The 16291-nt window shown below is 71.9% G+C and carries 16 protein-coding genes; 12 read left to right on the top strand and 4 right to left on the bottom strand.

Going from position 1 to position 16291, the window contains the following annotated elements; genetic code table 11:
- Positions 1-150 precede the first annotated feature (150 nt).
- From OG776_RS03185 to OG776_RS03195, 3 genes are all read left to right on the top strand, one after another.
- Positions 151-1959 (top strand): FUSC family protein, encoded by a 1809-nt coding sequence (locus tag OG776_RS03185; protein WP_329318724.1) that lies wholly within the window; start codon positions 151-153, stop codon positions 1957-1959.
- 191 nt (positions 1960-2150) lie between these two features.
- The gene (locus OG776_RS03190; RefSeq protein ID WP_148009899.1) at positions 2151-2705 is read left to right on the top strand and encodes an NADPH-dependent FMN reductase; all 555 of its coding nucleotides are present in this window, start codon (positions 2151-2153) and stop codon (positions 2703-2705) included.
- A gap of 243 nt (positions 2706-2948) precedes the next feature.
- Complete coding sequence (locus OG776_RS03195) at positions 2949-4031, top strand: CE1758 family FMN-dependent luciferase-like monooxygenase (protein ID WP_148009900.1); 1083 nt, start codon at positions 2949-2951, stop codon at positions 4029-4031.
- Positions 4032-4256: 225 nt separating this feature from the next.
- Here the strand turns inward: OG776_RS03195 and OG776_RS03200 are convergent, their stop codons facing one another.
- Positions 4257-4715, bottom strand: a complete 459-nt coding sequence (locus OG776_RS03200; RefSeq protein WP_148009901.1) for a MarR family winged helix-turn-helix transcriptional regulator — start codon at positions 4713-4715, stop codon at positions 4257-4259.
- Positions 4716-5049: 334 nt separating this feature from the next.
- On the opposite strand from OG776_RS03200, the gene OG776_RS03205 reads away from it, so the two are divergent.
- On the top strand, positions 5050-6003 hold the full coding sequence (locus OG776_RS03205; RefSeq protein WP_261994602.1) for an SMP-30/gluconolactonase/LRE family protein: 954 nt from the start codon (positions 5050-5052) through the stop codon (positions 6001-6003).
- 94 nt (positions 6004-6097) lie between these two features.
- On the opposite strand, the gene OG776_RS03210 is transcribed toward OG776_RS03205, so the two are convergent.
- Positions 6098-7279 (bottom strand): amidase domain-containing protein, encoded by a 1182-nt coding sequence (locus OG776_RS03210; protein WP_329318729.1) that lies wholly within the window; start codon positions 7277-7279, stop codon positions 6098-6100.
- A 283-nt stretch (positions 7280-7562) separates the two neighbouring features.
- On the opposite strand from OG776_RS03210, the gene OG776_RS03215 reads away from it, so the two are divergent.
- From OG776_RS03215 to OG776_RS03230, 4 genes are all read left to right on the top strand, one after another.
- On the top strand, positions 7563-8177 hold the full coding sequence (locus OG776_RS03215; protein ID WP_148009903.1) for a ParA family protein: 615 nt from the start codon (positions 7563-7565) through the stop codon (positions 8175-8177).
- Complete coding sequence (locus tag OG776_RS03220) at positions 8174-8398, top strand: hypothetical protein (protein WP_148009904.1); 225 nt, start codon at positions 8174-8176, stop codon at positions 8396-8398. The genes OG776_RS03215 and OG776_RS03220 overlap by 4 nt, the downstream gene beginning before the upstream one ends.
- A 103-nt stretch (positions 8399-8501) precedes the next feature.
- Positions 8502-9053 carry a cysteine hydrolase family protein gene (locus OG776_RS03225; RefSeq protein ID WP_148009905.1) on the top strand — a complete coding sequence of 184 codons (552 nt, stop codon included), beginning with the start codon at positions 8502-8504 and terminating at the stop codon, positions 9051-9053.
- Positions 9050-10009, top strand: a complete 960-nt coding sequence (locus tag OG776_RS03230) for a GlxA family transcriptional regulator (RefSeq protein ID WP_148009906.1) — start codon at positions 9050-9052, stop codon at positions 10007-10009. The genes OG776_RS03225 and OG776_RS03230 overlap by 4 nt, the downstream gene beginning before the upstream one ends.
- A 138-nt stretch (positions 10010-10147) precedes the next feature.
- On the opposite strand, the gene OG776_RS03235 is transcribed toward OG776_RS03230, so the two are convergent.
- Together OG776_RS03235 and OG776_RS03240 are read right to left on the bottom strand one after the other, a co-directional pair.
- Complete coding sequence (locus OG776_RS03235; RefSeq protein ID WP_148009907.1) at positions 10148-11182, bottom strand: DUF6745 domain-containing protein; 1035 nt, start codon at positions 11180-11182, stop codon at positions 10148-10150.
- 208 nt (positions 11183-11390) lie between these two features.
- A complete protein-coding gene (locus OG776_RS03240) occupies positions 11391-11717 on the bottom strand; it encodes a hypothetical protein (RefSeq protein WP_148009908.1) in 327 nt (108 codons plus the stop codon).
- A gap of 188 nt (positions 11718-11905) precedes the next feature.
- On the opposite strand from OG776_RS03240, the gene OG776_RS03245 reads away from it, so the two are divergent.
- From OG776_RS03245 to OG776_RS03260, 4 genes are read left to right on the top strand one after another with little or no spacing between them, the layout of a single operon-like run.
- Positions 11906-12874: an STM4015 family protein gene (locus OG776_RS03245; RefSeq protein ID WP_148009909.1), complete on the top strand. Its 969-nt coding sequence runs from the start codon at positions 11906-11908 to the stop codon at positions 12872-12874.
- Positions 12875-12925: 51 nt separating this feature from the next.
- Positions 12926-14077, top strand: coding sequence for an STM4014 family protein (locus OG776_RS03250; RefSeq protein ID WP_329318734.1), 1152 nt, complete (start codon positions 12926-12928; stop codon positions 14075-14077).
- Between the two features lie 55 nt (positions 14078-14132).
- Positions 14133-14939, top strand: coding sequence for an STM4013/SEN3800 family hydrolase (locus OG776_RS03255; RefSeq protein ID WP_148012503.1), 807 nt, complete (start codon positions 14133-14135; stop codon positions 14937-14939).
- Positions 14936-16291 carry an STM4012 family radical SAM protein gene (locus OG776_RS03260; RefSeq protein WP_148012479.1) on the top strand — a complete coding sequence of 452 codons (1356 nt, stop codon included), beginning with the start codon at positions 14936-14938 and terminating at the stop codon, positions 16289-16291. Before OG776_RS03255 ends, OG776_RS03260 begins: the two co-directional genes overlap by 4 nt.

The raw sequence follows: 16291 nt of genomic DNA on the forward strand, positions 1-16291 counted from the left end.
CGGCTCACGTGAATCGGAAAGGCCCGTTCCCTATGGAGCGATCGGACCCTCTTCCCATCCTGCTGCGTCCCGGGCGAAAGAGCGCGAGGACCGTTCGAGCGGAATCGAGCCTCACCGGAGCGAAGCCGCCCGAGCGGGTATACACGCCCTATGTTGCTTCTGCGCCGATTCGCTCCTCGTGTGCCCTGGCGCGGCTGGCGGCACGCGGCCGCGGGCGCCCGGCGTGCGCTCTCCCCGCACGGCGCCCTGACCGTGCACGACGTGGACGGGGCGCTCGTCTTCGCCGTGCGGGCGGGCCTGGCCATGGGTCTGGTCGGTGTGCCGATCGTGCAGGCGGGCCGGCCCGACCTCGCCGTCTACGCCATGCTGGGCTCCTTCACCACCACGTTCGGCCGCAATCTGCCCTACGGCCGCCGCGCCCGCGTCCTCGCGCTGGTCGCCGTGGCCATGACGGCGTGCGTGGGGTGCGGTTCCGCGCTCGCGGCGTGGGCGCGTACGGACGGCGCCGGAGGAGCCGGCGCCGCGGTGGTCGTCACGGCGACGGCCGTCGTCGCGGGGCTCGCGAAGTTCGTCTGCGACGCCACCCGGCTGAGCGGTCTTGGCGCGGTGCTGCTGCTGTTCGCGTTCGCGGTGGCGGCCAACGGCGCGACCACCGCCGCCGAGATCCTTCCCCACACCGCTCTCGCGGCGGCCGGCGCCGCGTTCGCCTGGCTGCTGGCCGTGTCCGGCCGGCTGATCCATCCGGACCGGCCGCAGCGCCTCGCGGTGGCCACGGCTCTGCGCGGACTCGCCGCGCTCCTGGAGGCGTCCGTCGGCACGGACGCGCCCGGGCGGACCCGGCACGCGGCCACGGTGGCCGTCCTCCACGCCTACCATTGCCTCGGGGTGCCGCCTCCGGCGCGCGAGCGACGGGCCCCGGCGGGCCGCGACGCGTTCTTCGTGCGGCTGACCGATCTGTCGTGGACCCTGCTGACCGGCTCGTCACGGCGGCCGCCTTCGGACCCCGCCGCCGCTGCTCGGCAGCTGCGGCTGCAGGCCCGGCTGCTCACCGACCGGCGCCGCCGCGTCCCCTTCGTGGTGCACGAACTGCTCCGCCGGTACGAGTCACCCGCGGCGTCCGCCGAGGGACGGAACGAACGGCCGACCGCGTCGGCGGGGGTGTCCGCGGCTCCGGGCGATGCCGCCGTCCTGCGCGCGACGGAACTCCTCGTCGGACGCCCCGGCGGCCGGGACCGTCCGGCGGCATTGGCCGTTCCCGCCCTGCGCATGGCACTGGGGACCGGCGTGGCGGGGGGCGTCGCCGCCGTTCTGGATCTGGAGCACGGATACTGGGCGGCGATCTCCGCGGCCGCCGTTCTGCATTCGGTCAACCTGCGCATCACGGCCCAACGCGCCGTCCAACGGACGCTGGGCACGGCCTTGGGACTGCTGCTCGCACTGGGCGTGCTGGCCGCCCACTTCGAGCCGGTGCAGCTCGCGCTGGTGATCGTGGTGCTGGAATTCCTGCTGGAGTACGGCGCGGCGCGCAACTACGCCCTCGCCGTCGTCTTCCTCACCCCGCTCGCCCTGCTGCTGAGTGATCTCGCCACCCCCTCCCCCGCTGGAGAGCTGGTCCTCGACCGGGTGCTGGGCAGCGTCGTGGGGATGGTGGTGGGACTGGCGTGCGCACTGCTGATCGTCGACGACCGCGCCGCGGTACGGGTGGAGCGCGCGCTGGCCGCGTGCAGGGGCGCCGCCGAGCAGGCGGAGCTGGCCCTGCGCGATCCGGTAGGCGGGCCGGCGGCGTCGGCGCTCCCCGTCGTCCAGGTGCGTCTGGCGCTGTCGGTCGTGGAACTCCGCGAAGCCGACGACACCGCGGCCGGTGAGCTGTGGCCGGCCGAGATCGACCCGACCGAACTCGCCGCGGCCGAACAACGGGCCTACCGCCTGCTCCATCGACTGCAGGGCCCTCGCTCCTGAGAGGCTCCGGAGCGCTCCCCCCGAAGGGCCGACGCGGCGACCGCCGCGGAACGCGGTCCCGCGGGGTGCCGCGGCTCACACCTCCTCCAAGCTCCCGAGGACCCAAATTTACTTGTCGCATCAATCAACATATGCTTGACTCGTCAAACAAATCCGGCGCATTCGCGCATGCACGATTAAGGATCGACGACATGACGAGAATCGGAATCATCATCGGCAGCACCCGCCCGGGCCGTAACGGCGAGGCTGTGGCGAAGTGGGTTCACGAGATCGCGTCGCAGCGCACCGACGTCGCATTCGAGCTGGTCGACCTGCTCGACTACAAGCTGCCGCACCTGGACGAGGCGATGCCCCCGTCGCTGGGCCAGTACAGCCAGCCGCACACCCAGGAGTGGGCCGCCAAGATCGCCTCGTTCGACGGGTTCGTCATGGTGACGCCGGAGTACAACCACTCCACGTCCGGCGTACTGAAGAACGCCATCGACTACCTGTACGCCGAGTGGAACAACAAGGCGATCGGTTTCGTCAGCTACGGCTCGCTGGGCGGCGCCCGCGCGGTCGAGCACCTGCGTCTCATCGCCGGTGAGCTGCAGATGGCCGACGTCCGTTCGCAGGTGGCGCTCTCCCTGTTCACCGACTTCGAGAACTTCAGCGTCTTCAAGCCCAGCGACATCCACCTCGACGGGCTCAACACGATGCTCGACCAGGTCGTCAGCTGGTCGAACGCCCTCGAGTCCCTGCGCTAGTCACCCGACGAGCGCCGGGTCCGCTCGCCGGCTACCCGGCGAGCAGCGGGTCCGTGCGGTGGACGGCCGTGAACGCGGCCGTCCACCGCATTCGGCGGATCCGACCGAACCCCATGCCGGCGCGGAGCGGCCTGAGGTGTCCAGGGGTACGACGGCGACCGACGCGTTCCCTTCCCTCCGGACGCCTCCCCTGACGAATTTCGTGATGCGCGCACATTTTTTCGAGGCGGAGGCAGGACCGGAATGCAGTTCGGGATCTTCGGCGTGGGAGACGTCACCCTCGACCCCACGACCGGCCGGCAGGACACCGAGTACGAGCGGATCAAGGCGGTCCTGGAGTACGCAGAACTGGCCGAGCAGGTGGGACTCGACGTCTTCGCGATCGGCGAGCACCACAACCCGCCCTTCATGCCGTCGTCCCCGACGACCCTGCTCGGGCACGTCGCGGCACGGACGAACCGCATCGTGCTGTCCACCTCGACGACCCTGATCACCACCAACGACCCGGTGAAGATCGCCGAGGACTACGCGATGCTGCAGCACGTCGCGGACGGCCGGGTCGACCTCATGATGGGCCGCGGGAACACCGGACCGGTCTACCCCTGGTTCGGCAAGGACATCCGCGACGGAATCGCCCTGGCCGTGGAGAACTACGCGCTGCTGCACCGCCTGTGGCGCGAGGAAGCCGTCGACTGGGAAGGCCGGTTCCGTACCCCGCTGCGGTCCTTCACCTCGACTCCGCGCCCCCTGGACGGCATACCGCCCTTCGTGTGGCACGGCTCCATCCGCAGTCCGGAGATCGCCGAGCAGGCCGCGTACTACGGCGACGGCTTCTTCCAGAACAACGTGCTGTGGCCGAAGGAGCACGTCCGGCGCATGGTCGGGCTCTACCGCACACGCTACGAGCACCACGGACACGGACCGGCGGACCAGGCCGTCGTCGGGCTGGGCGCGCAGCTCTTCATGCGGAGGAACTCGCAGGACGCGATCAGGGAGTTCCGGCCCTACTTCGACCACTCTCCCGCGTGGGGAAACGGTCCCTCCCTGGAGGAGACCACGGCCAGAACCGCCCTTCTGGTGGGCAGCCCGCAGCAGATCATCGAACGCACCCTGGAGTTCCGGGAGCACGCCGAGGGCGACTACCAACGCCAGCTGTTCGTCGTCGACGCCCTGGGACTGCCCCGCAGGACGGTGCTCGAACAGATCGAGACGCTGGGCGAGGTCGTGCAGGTACTGCGGAAGGAATTCGCGGTGGGCCGTCCCGCACGGACACCGGAGGCCCCGACCCACGCCTCACTGAAGGCGGCCCGGCAGGCCAGGCCGTGAGGCGTCTCGTCGCGGTGGTATCGGCAGGACTCAGGCCGCGCCCACGGCTCCGCGTTCTGGCTCGCCGACCGGACGCAACGGGCCACCGGTGAGCCGGCCCGGGCGGTGCACCGCCGGGACACCCCCGTCGTCGGGTTCCGTACCTGTCGCCGAACCCGTTCGAGGAGCCGCCGGCCGGCGAGCTCGCGCGCGGGACCGCCGCGGACCACGCGGGGCGCCGCCGCCTCAGCGGTCCGACGTGATGCGGTCCAGCACACGGGTCGCCGCGGCCACGTCGCAGCCCTCCAGCCGGGAGAAGACGTGGCGCCGCACACTGGCGAGGTTCGTCGGCCACGTCTGCTTCAGCCGTGTCCAGCCGGAAGCGGTGAGGACGGCGAGCCATGCCCGGCCGTCCTCGGGGGACTTCACCCGCAGGACGAGCGACTGGGCCTCCAGACGGTTCACGATCCTTGTCATCCCGCTGAGGGACAGCCCGCACTCGTTGGCCAGCTCACTCATCCGCAACTGACTGTCCGGTGCCTCGGAGAGGTGCACCATCACCATGTACTCGGACGTGGTGATCTGCTGCTCCGCCAGCATGTCCGCATCGACGACACGCGGCAGGTAGGCCATCACCCGCCCGAGAGCCCGGATGAACGCCTCCTCGTCGGGGTCAAGGGGCTCAGGCGTCGTCGCGTCAGTCATGGGCACAGTGTAATTGCCCCGAATCGGGCGGCGGTCAGGGGAGATCACCGCGCCGGCCCCGGTCCGCGGCGGTCGCGGACCGGGGCCGCCGTGAGGTCCGCGGACACGGGCATTGGAGTGGCCGCGCCGCCGACCGGTGGCGTGGCTCACCCGGCGCCCGCCCCGGCCCTTCCTAGGGTCTGCGGTTGACGGACGGACCCGACGGCGGACGGCGGTGCCGCCCGCGCGGGCCCGCCCGTCCGATCAGCGGCGCCGCTCCGCACCCGGCTCGGCGCCGGCCGTCCCCGCGGGCCGGTACGGCGACGGCCGGCCGGCCGGAACAGGTGGCTGAGTCGTGGAACGCACCACGGAAGGATCACAGACGCGCGAGCGCCCCCCGGCCTCGGCGACCCGCGCCCAGCGGAGAAGGACCCGGCAACTGGCCGCCGCCGCAGGCCTCCTGATGCTCTGCGCCCTGTCGGCCGGACCGGCGGACGCGGCGCCCGCCGGCGGCCCGCACCCGCGCGTCCGCCCGCCGCTGTACGTGTCCGACTACGGCAACAACCGGGTGGTGAGGCTCCCCGCGGACCGGAGCGGCCGGACGACCCTGCCGGTCGAGGGACTGGTACGTCCTACCGGCCTGACCTGGGACACGGCCGGCACCCTCTATGTCTCCGACACCGGCAACAACCGGGTGGTGAAGCTGCCGCGGAAGGGCGGACCGCAGTCCACCGTCCCCACCACCGGCCTGTCCCGCCCGCTAGGACTCGTCACCGACACGGCCGGCGACCTCTACATCGCGGACAGCTTCAACGACCGGGTGGTGAAGGTCCCCGCCGACGGCGGCGGCCAGACGACCGTCCCCACCACGGGACTGCTGCACCCCTGGGGACTCGCGCTGTCCCCCCACGGGGACCTGTACGTCTCCGACTTCGTCAACGACCGGGTGGTCAAGGTGTCCACCCACGGGGGCGGTCAGACCACGGTGCCCACCGTCGGCCTCTCCCAGCCGACCGGCCTCGCGGTGAACTCCGCGGGAGACCTCTACATCTCCGACAGCGGCAACGACCGAGTGGTCAGGGTCTCCGCGCGCGGCGGCGGGCAGAGCACGGTCCCGGTCACCGGCCTCGACGATCCGCTCGGGCTCGCGCTCGACTGCGGCGACCTCTACGTGGCGGACGGTCTCGGCAACCGGGTGGTACGGGTGAGGGAGACGGGCGGCGGACAGGTCACGCTGCCGTCCACCGGCCTCGACACGCCGACCGGCCTCGCGTTCCCGCCCACCGGCGCACGGCCCGGCCGGTACTGACCACGGCACGGCCCGGAGCGCGCCGAGCCGGACGGCCGCCGGAAAAGCAAGGAGCCGGCCCCTGGGGCCGGCTCCCGCTCCGCGTTCAGACCGCTCAGGTGCGGTACGCGTAGTACGCGGCGTTCGGGTACGACGCGATGATGCTCGCCACCGACCTGTTGTAGGTGTTGGTGGAGTGGTACGACACGTACGGCACGCCCTGGGCGCTTCGAGAGGTCACGATCATGCTGTGGTCCTTCTCGCCGTCCTTGTTGAAGTCCATCTGCAGGACGTCACCGACGTCCAGCTGGTAGACGTTGGCAAGGCTGGTGACCCGCTTGGACGACAGTGCGAACCACGAGAACTCGTTGACACCGACGAACGAGTCCGACTGGATGTCGGCGTTGCCGAACCACTTGTGGAAGTCGTTCGTGTAGCCGGGAACGTGCTTCCAGCCACCGGCCTTCAGCGACTGGCTGACGAAGTTGGTGCAGTCACCGCCGGCACCGTGACCGTTGAAGTCGGGGTAGTCCGGGTTGTACTTGTTCCAGTACTTCGCCGCGTACGCCGCCATGGCCTTGTAGTCGTAACCGGTGGCGGAGAAGTTCTTCGCCTTGGCCGGTGCCGGCAACGTGATGGCCGAGCGGGTCGCCTCCGGCGGAGAATCGTCCGCCGCGGTGGCCGGCTTGGCGACCTGGGGGCTGGCGACCTGGTTGACCGCGACGCCGTCATCGGTGTCACGGACCTTGGTCAGCTGCCAGTCGCCCTTGCGGTCCGCCTTGAACGTCAGCTGGTGGTGGGCCTGGAAGCCGGTGGTCTTCGGCTCCCCGCCCTTCACCTTCTTGTACGTCAGGGTCGTGGTCTCGGTGACGGCGACCGTCGCGTGGCGGCCCTTCACCTGCGTACGGTCCAGCGACACGGTCGTGTTGGCCGAGCTGTACTTCTCACCGAGCGACGCCAGACGGGACTTGCGGCCCCGCAGCTGCGACAGCGCGGCGTTCTCGTCACGCGACTGCGTGGAGGACAGCCGTACGTCACCGGAGAACCGGGACGCCTTCGACTTGCCCTGTCCACTCTTCCCGTTGTCGACCAGGGCGTCCGTACGGTCGGTGAAGACCGCGTCCGCCAGCCGCTGGAAGGTGGCCTTGGTCGACGCGTCGACCGTCGGGTCGTCGGCGACACTCGCCGCGCCCGCGCTCCAGTTGGGGAGCAGAGCCGCACCGGCGACGACCGAGGCGGCCGCCGCCGTGACTATCGTCGCGCGTCTCCGCTTACGACTCAGTTTCCTAGATTTCAATGATGTTCCCCTCTACGCCGGTACGCTCTACCGGAATCCGCATCCTCGCACGCCATATGTGTGTCCTGTGAAGGGGGTTACCGAAGGGACACCGGGCTGTGACGGTCGCCCGCGGCGGCGTCCGCAGTCCGGAGAAGAGCCCTTCGCCGCCCGGACTCCGCGTTAGGCCCTCCGAATGATTCATGCCGTCACCGGGTGAAAGAAGCCGATATGCGCCGCGCCGACGGCGGTCCGCCGTCCGCGGCCACTAGCGTTGCGTCCTGTGACGCTGAGCTACGCCTTTGTGAATCTCAAACCCGGGGTGGGAAAGACGACCAGTGCGGTCTGGCTGGCCCACGCGCTGCACGAGCTGGGCGTCTCCCCGCTGCTGGTCGACAGCGACCCCGCCTCCTCCGCCCTGCGCTGGAGCGAACTGGCCGGGGGCTTCCCGTTCCCCGTGATCGCCTTTCCGGTCGGTGACGTCCACCGGCGGGTGAACGACTTCCTCGGCAGCCGGCAGGCCGTGGTCTTCGACGCCCCCCAACTGGAGGACCACGCCCACATCGCCCGCAGCATCATGAGGTACGCGAGCGACTGGATCGTGCCTCTCACCCCGGCGCCCATCGAACTGGACCGCATGGCGCCCATCGGCGGAGAGATGCGCGACGTGCAGTCGCTGCGCTCCAGGCCGGCCCGCGCCGCCGTCCTGCTGAACCGCACCAACCGCCCCGACGCCACGCGCACCGGACCGGACGCCGACGCCCGCGAAGCGCTCACCGAGCGGGGCTTCGACGTACTGGCCACCCATATTCCACGGCTCGACCTGTACTCCCAGTCCTTCGGCAGCGCCGTCGACGTCAAGGGCTCGGCCTACATGGACCTCGCGGACGAACTCATCAAACGTCAGGACACGGCGTGAACCAGCGCAAGGACACCTACCGGGCCGCGCTCCAGCGCGAACCCGGCGCCCCCTCCCCCCGTCCCCTCAAGATCACCCGGCTGGACGCCCGTTACGTCCGGCTGACCATCGAGGTCGACCCCGCCGTGCCCCGTGAGTTCAACCGCTGGGTGGTCCCACCCGTCTCCGCGCTGCTGCGCGTCGGCGCCGCCGTACTGCGCCCGCTGAGGAACGGCACCTGACGGAGCTCGGGGCGGGCGGACCGGGCGGCATGACCGGATCGTTCCGCCACCGGCCCGGATCGGGCCTACGCCGTGCCTATCGGCCCAGTTCATGATGGGTGGCATGAGCAGAGCGCTGATCGTCGTCGATGTCCAGGAGTCCTTCCGGGCTCGCCCGCTGTGGAAGCAGATCGCCCATCCGGGGATCGCCGGACCGATCAACCGGCTGGTCCGCCTCGCCCGGGCGGCCGGCGACCTCGTGGTCTGGGTCCTGCACTCGGAGCCGGGCAGCGGCGACGTGTTCGACCCCGCCCAGGGACACGTCCGTCCGCTGGAGGAGCTCGACCGCCCGGAGCCGGGCGAGCCGGTCCTGTACAAGACCTCGCACAACGCCTTCACCACCACGAACCTGCAGCAGTTGCTGACCGGGGCGGGCGTGCGCGAACTGGTGGTCTGCGGCATCCGGACCGAGCAGTGCGTGGAGACCACGACCCGGGTCGGCAGTGACCTCGGGTACCGGATGGTCTTCGTCACCGACGCCACCACCACCGACCCCATCGGCGCTCTCAGCGCCGAGGCGATCATCGAACGCACCGAAGCGGTCCTGCGCGACAGGTTCGCACGGATCGCGACGGTGGCCGAGCTGGAGTCGGAACTGGCACCCTCGCAGGCGTGAGTCTCGTCGTCTTCGTCCTGCTGCCCGGCGTCCACCTCCTCGACCTGGCCGGACCCGCGCAGGTCTTCAGCACCGCGGCGGACTTCGGGCAGCCCTACCGCATCGAGTACGTCGCCGAGCGCGAGCGGGTGCTCAGCGCGCAGGGCCTCCCCCTGATCGCGCGGACCCGTTGGCCCGGCATGAGCGAGAGGGACCTGGCGGTGGTGCCCGGCTGGCGGACGCGGACCCTGGGCGGCGGGCCTGCGCTGGGCGACGCCGGAACGGAATGGCTGCGCGGCCACCATGCCGCCGGAGGCACCGTCGCCAGCGTGTGTGCCGGGGCGGAGGCGCTGGGCCGGGCCGGACTGCTCGACGGGCGCAGATGCACCACGCACCACGACCACCAGGACGAGCTGGCTACCCGTCATCCACGGGCCCACGTGGTGCGGGACGTGCTGTTCACGGCGGACGAGCGGGTGGTGACCTCGGCGGGCATCGCCAGCGGCATCGACCTGGCCCTTCACCTGCTGGCGGTCCGCCACGGTCCCGCCTTCGCCGCCCAGGTGGCCCGCGACATGGTCGTGTACGCCCGTCGCAACGGCCACGAACCCCAGTCCAGCGCCATGCTGCGGCACCGGTCCCACCTGGACGACGCCGTCCACCGCGTCCAGGACCTCATCGACGCGCGGTTCACCGAACCGCTGCCGCTCGCCCACCTGGCCGCGGGCGCGGGCGTCAGCGCACGCACCCTGACCCGGCTCTTCCATCGCGCCACCGGCGGTCTGACCCCGCTGCGCTATCAGCAGACGCTGCGGGTCGAACGGGCCGAGCATCTGATCGACCACGGCGCCACGGTCGAATCCGCGGCCCGGCAGGTGGGGTTCGAGGACGCCCGGATGCTGCGCCGCCTGCGCACCCGGCCGCCGCGCGCCACCGGCGACGAGCCGTCCCGCCGTCGCGCGGACCCGGACGGCTGACCGGGCCCGGCACCGGAGAGGGCCGCCGCGGACGGGCCGGTCACGAGCACGGGCGTGGACACCGGCGCCGGCGTGCGCGGGGAAGAGAGGTGGCGGGACGCCGGAGGTGGACGCGACGCGGGCCGGTGGGCGTGTGGCTCACGTCTGCCGGAGCGGCTGGTAGGCCTCGGCCGCGACACCGAACGTCCAGGCCACCCCCTCACGGGCCGTGCGTGTGGTCGGCGGGACGCGCAGCCAGTACGTGCGGCTCGTACCGTCCGGCTCCGGCGTGGAGTTGACGACCTCCACCATCACCACGTCCTCGTCCCCGACGAGTTCGACGCGCCACAGGACGCCCGTCTCGTCCCGGTGCACGGGCACCGCCCCCGACTCTGCGAGGTACCGGTCGTAGCCGTAGAACTCCAGCATCACACGGCGGAGTTCGGCGTTCTCCTCCTCACGGATGCGCTTCGGGTCGAGGGAGGCCAGCTCGGCGAGGAAATCACCCGGCACCGGCATGCCGCGCCAGGCGTACAGCTCGAATCCGTCCGCGTATCCGAGCGCCGGTCCGTCGCCACGGTCCAGACGGCCCGCCTCGTCGCGGTGGAGCTCGGTGGGCCGCTCGCAGACGACCGCCACCCGCTCGTAGGGCCACCACCAGCCGGCCGCGCGGGCCACCAGAGCCGGACCGCCCAGCGGACCCGAGGGGTCCGTGTCGAACGCGGACAGCCAGGCCGCGTCGTGCTGACCGAGCGCCGCGTCGAGCAACAGGAGCCGGACCCGGGTCTCCTCCTTGCCGCCGGTGGCCGTCTGCTCGACGACTCCCGCGCGGATCCGGTCGACCAGGATCCGGGTCGATTCCCACAGGCCGGCCCCCGTCGCGTTCCAGTGGCCGCTCCATCCCTGCGGCCCCAGAAGCCCGTGGAGCCGCTCGCGTTCGGCTGCCCAGGGTCCGCTCAGTACCGCGTGGCGCACGCTCGCGCCGGTCTCGTCCTCCGTCGGCGCCACGCCGTCGGGACCCTGCGCGCCCATGAGTACGTGAACCGCCTCGCGGGGAGAGCGCACCCACACCACGCGCTCGGGCCCCGTCAGACCCGCGCGCCGGTAGGCGAGCCGGATCCCCTCCTCGGCCGCGGCACGATCCGCGGGTCCCGTGGCCGCCGCCACCGCACGCCAAACAGCCATGTCCGTCATGTTCGTTCTCTCCCCATGTCGTCCGGCGCGGGTGCGGAAGCGCCGCGTTCCGCCCGCTCGGCCCGCCGTCCTCTGGTCGTGCCCGCCGTGCTCTTCGTGTTCTTCGCGCGCGTCGTGCTCCTCGTGCCGCGCCGCCGAACGGTTGCGTGGCGACCGGCATCCGCGGCATCCGCCTCGGTGCCGCGCGAGGGTGCTCGCGCCCCCGTGGTCAGTCGGCGACGATCCGCACCGAACCCGGCACGTACTCCCGCTGCCGGACGACCCGGTACCACCCCTTCGGGAGGGATATGGCCGCGTGTTCCTCGTGGACGACCCGCGCTCCGTCCGGGACGTGCAGCAGCATGGGCCCGAAGACGCCGGCCTCCCTGACCAGCCGACCGGGGCCCACCACCGCATGGGCGTGGCCGGTGACCTCACCGAGCGCGAGGACGAGCCGGCCCCGGCCGTCACGCGGCTCGGACGGCGCGTCGGCCGCGCCCTTCGGTACCGCCTCCGGTGCCAACGACACCATCAGGACATCTCCTTGCCGGTACATGCGTCTCCCTCCGCCGGGCACCTCGCGTGCCGTGCCAGAACCGTAGGGGCGGCCACTGACACTCCCCCGCCGCACGGGGTTGTCAGTGGGTCTTGGTAGAACTCCGGTACCTGGGAATGCGGTCCGCGCGCACCAGGCACCCCACGACCGACCCACCACCGACCAGATGCACGAAGGAGCGGGCGCGCATGACCATCGGTAGCCACCTGCAGGAATTCCACGGACTGCCCGCGTTCACCTTCCCGGACGCGGCGGACGGCCCCCTCGACGTCACCGCTCTCCCGTCCCCGGAGACCGTCGCCTGGCGGGTGGCAGTGGACTCCTACGAGAGCCAGGAGTCGTGGCCGGAGGCGTTCGCCCGGTTCCTCGCCGCCGTCGACACCAAGGCCGTGCGGGCCCTGGTCGTGGGCGCCTGGAGCGACGCCTACGACAACGGTCCGGCCGAGGTGATCGAGGCGCTCGTGGCGGCCCGGGACCGGCTGCCCGAGCTGCGCGCGATATTCCTCGCGGACATCGTGATGGAGGAGTGCGAGATCTCCTGGATCGTCCAGGGGGACGTCTCTCCCGTGCTGGAGGCCTTTCCCCTGCTGGAGGAGTTCGGTGTCCGCGGCGGCAACCAGCTGGTCTTCCCCACGGTCCGTCACGAGCGGCTGCGCAGGCTGACGGTGGAGACCGGCGGTATGCCCGTCGAGGCCGTGCGAGGTGTCGCGGGCAGCGACCTGCCGTCGCTCGTCCATCTCGACCTGTGGCTGGGCACGTCCGAGTACGGCGGCGACAGTGAACTCGGCGACCTGGAGCCGTTCTTCGCCGGGACCCGCCTTCCCGCACTGAAGCACCTGGCCCTGCGCAACAGCGAGATCCAGGACGCCATCTGTTCCGCGCTGGCCTCGGCACCCGTGGTGGCCCGGCTCGACGCCCTCGACGTGTCCATGGGCGTCCTCACCGACGACGGCGCGACGGCACTGCTGTCGGGACAGCCGCTGACTCACCTGAAATCCCTCGACCTGCACCACAACTACCTCAGCGCGGGCGTCCGTTCGCGTCTGCTGGAGACGCTCGAGCCGCACGGCGTGGAGGTCCGCGCAGATCAGGACGACGCCGATGCCGACGAGGAGGAGGACGGGACCGTCTGGCGTTTCGTGGCGGTGGGCGAGTAGCGCTACGGGTCCGGGCGGACGGAGGACGGAAAGGTGTCAGGAGTGGACGGCGTGGACACGCGCCGCGGCCCGACCCGGTGGGCGGTCGTCGCCAACGGGGAGAACCGGAGGGTCGCCCTGTTCACCGCGGCGGCCGTCGCCGCCGGTCACGGCACGCCCCGTGTGGTCGAGTGGCGTGACGTGCTGTGCGAGGGCGGTCACGACTTCGCCGACGACGAGATCGTCCGCCTGGACTCCCCGGGGGAGGACGCGCGGGTGGACCGCCTGCTGCGCGGGGTCGACGATCCGACCCGGGTGGAGGGTTCGGCCCGCTGGTACGCGCGCTTCCTCGACGGCGTGGCCTCCCTGCGCGGCGGACGTCGGCTCGACGCCCCGGCGGACCTGGCCGTCCTCTTCGACAAGCGGCTCTGCCACGCCCGGCTGCGGGAGGCGGGGGTACCCGTGCCGGTCTCCCCGACCACGGGCGGCACCGCTGCGGCCGGGGACTGGCCCGCGGTGCGGGCCCGGATGGCGGAGGCGGGCCTGCGGCGGGCGTTCGTGAAGCTCGCGCACGGCTCGTCCGCCTCCGGTGTGCTCGCGGTCGAGACGACGACGGCGGGACGCGTCCGGGCCACGACCTCGGTGGAGCTCGCGGACGGCCGGCTGCACAACTCGCTGCGTGTGCGCCACTACACCGACGAGTCCGAGGTCGCCGCGATCGTGGACCGGCTCGCGCCGGACGGGCTGCACATCGAGCGCTGGCTGCCCAAGGCGTCGCTGGGCGGCCGGTCGGCGGACCTGCGCGTCCTCGTCGTGGCCGGCCGGGCCACCCACGCCGTCGTCCGTACCAGCCGCTTCCCCCTCACCAACCTCCATCTCGGCGGCACCCGCGGTGACCTGTCGGCCGTCCGGGCGCTGGCCGGCGACCGGTGGGCCCAGGCGCTCGGCATCTGCGAACGGGCCGCGGCCTGCTTCCCGGAGACCCTGTGCGTGGGTGTCGACCTGCTGCCCGCCGTCGGCTGGCGCCGGTTCGCCGTCGGGGAGGTCAACGCGTTCGGTGATCTGCTGCCCCGGCTCACCGGCCTGCCGGGCGGCCCCGCGGAAGGACTCGACACCTACGCCGCCCAGATCGCGGCCCTCGGTCCGCGCCCGCCCGCCCGGTTCGTGGCGCGGCCCACGCCCTCCCCGCACCACGGTTCAAGGACACTCCATGCCTCACTCTGACCCGCCCACCGGCACGGCGCCCGCGGCGACCGCGGGCCCGCTCCCGACACCCGACATGAACGAGGTGGTGGGCCGGGACGACCTGCTGCTGCTCACACTCGACACCCTGCGGTACGACGTCGCCGTCGATCTCGCGGCAGCCGGCCGCCTGCCGAACCTGGCGGCGCATCTCCCGGGCGGCACCTGGGAGAAGCGGCACGCCCCGGGCAGCTTCACCTACGCGTCCCATCAGGCGATGTTCGCGGGGTTCCTGCCCACCCCGGCCTCCCAGGGGCCCCATCCACGGCTGTTCGCCGCCCGGTTCGCCGGCAGCGAGTCCACCGAGGGCCGTACGTTCGTCTTCGACACCCCGGACATCGTGTCGGCGCTGGCCGCCCGTGACTACCGCACCGTGTGCGTCGGCGGCGTCGGCTTCTTCAACAGGCAGGGGGCCCTGGGCGACGTCCTCCCCGGTCTCTTCCAGGAGAGCCACTGGGAACCGGAGTTCTCCGTGGCCTCGCCGACGTCCTTCGCGGCGCAGGTGGCGCGGGCCGAGCGGATCGTGGCCGAACTGCCCGCGCACCAGAAGCTGTTCCTCTTCCTCAATGTCTCCGCGCTGCACCAGCCGAACTGGTTCCACCTGGAAGGCGCCACCCGGGAGGCCGGGGACAGCCGGAACACCCACGCCGCCGCGCTGGAGTACGTCGACCGCCATGTCGGGCGGCTGTTCGCGGCCATGTCCGCGCGCCGTCGCTGCTTCGCCATCGTCTGCTCCGACCACGGCACGGCGTACGGGGACGACGGTTACACCGGCCACCGGCTGGGCCACGAGTCCGTGTGGACCGTCCCCTACAGTCACTTCTTCCTGGAGCCCTCCGCATGACCATCGCCCCCGTGGCCGCGGCGCACTCCGTGCCCCGCCCGTACCAGAGCTATCTGTACGCCTATCCGCACAAGACCGCCTACCGGCCGCTCGCGCCGCGCCCCGAGCTGGAGCGGTTGTGGGCGGACGAGTCCCGACAGGCGCTCTCCCTGTACCTGCACATCCCGTTCTGCGAGGTGCGCTGCGGCTTCTGCAACCTGTTCACCCGCGTCGGCGCCCCCGACGGGCTGACCGGCCGTTACCTCGACGCCCTGAGCCGGCAGGCCGTCGCCGTGCGCGAGGCGCTCGGCGACGCCTCGTCACCGCGGTTCGCCAACGCGGCCTTCGGGGGCGGCACGCCCACCTTCCTGGAGGCCGCGGAACTGGAGCGCCTCTGCGACATCGCGGAACGTGACATGGGCGCGGACCTGCGGTCGGTCCCGCTGTCCGTGGAGGCGTCGCCCGCGACGGCGACCGCCGACCGCCTCGCCGTCCTGGTCCGGCGCGGCGCCACCCGGATCAGTCTCGGGGTGCAGAGCTTCGTCGAGGACGAGGCCCGCGCCGCGGTACGCCCGCAACGTCGCTCCGACGTCGAGTCCGCGCTCAGCCGGATCCGGGAGTCGGCCGTCGCGGTCCTCAACATCGACCTGATCTACGGCATCGACGGTCAGACCACGGCCAGTTGGCGCTACTCCCTCGACGCGGCCCTGGCCTGGCGGCCGGAGGAGATCTACCTCTACCCGCTCTACATCCGTCCGCTCACGGGCCTCGGCCGCCACGCGGACGCGCGGACCGCCGACCGGGAGTGGGACGAGCAGCGGCTGCGCCTGTACCGCGAGGGCCGAGACCATCTGCTGTCCGAGGGCTACGAGCAGGTGTCGATGCGCATGTTCCGCCGTGCCGACGCGCCTCCGCAGGGGCCCGACGACTACGCGTGCCAGACGGACGGCATGATCGGACTGGGCTGCGGGGCACGGTCGTACACCTCCGCTCTGCACTACTCCTTCGACTACGCCGTGTCGATGCGCGAAGTGCGCGCCATCATCGACGACTACAGCGCCACCGAGGACTTCTCCCGTGCCCTGCACGGCCGTTGGGTGGACGAGGACGAGGCCCGCCGCCGGCACCTGTTGCAGTCGCTGCTGCAGGCCGGGGGTCTGGTCCGCGGTGACTACCGGAGTCGGTTCGGCACCGACCCCGCCGACGACTTCGCCGCCGAACTGGACGTCCTCGGCCGGCGTGGCTGGCTCCAGGACGCGGGGACCGAGCGGCTGGTGCTCTCGCCCGAGGGGCTGGCCCATTCGGACGCCATCGGACCCGAGTTCTTCTCCCCGGCCGTCCGGGACGCCATGGCCGCCTACGAGACGAGGTGA

Source organism: Streptomyces sp. NBC_01689 (genome assembly GCF_036250675.1).
In the GTDB taxonomy this organism is placed as follows: Bacteria; Actinomycetota; Actinomycetes; order Streptomycetales; family Streptomycetaceae; genus Streptomyces.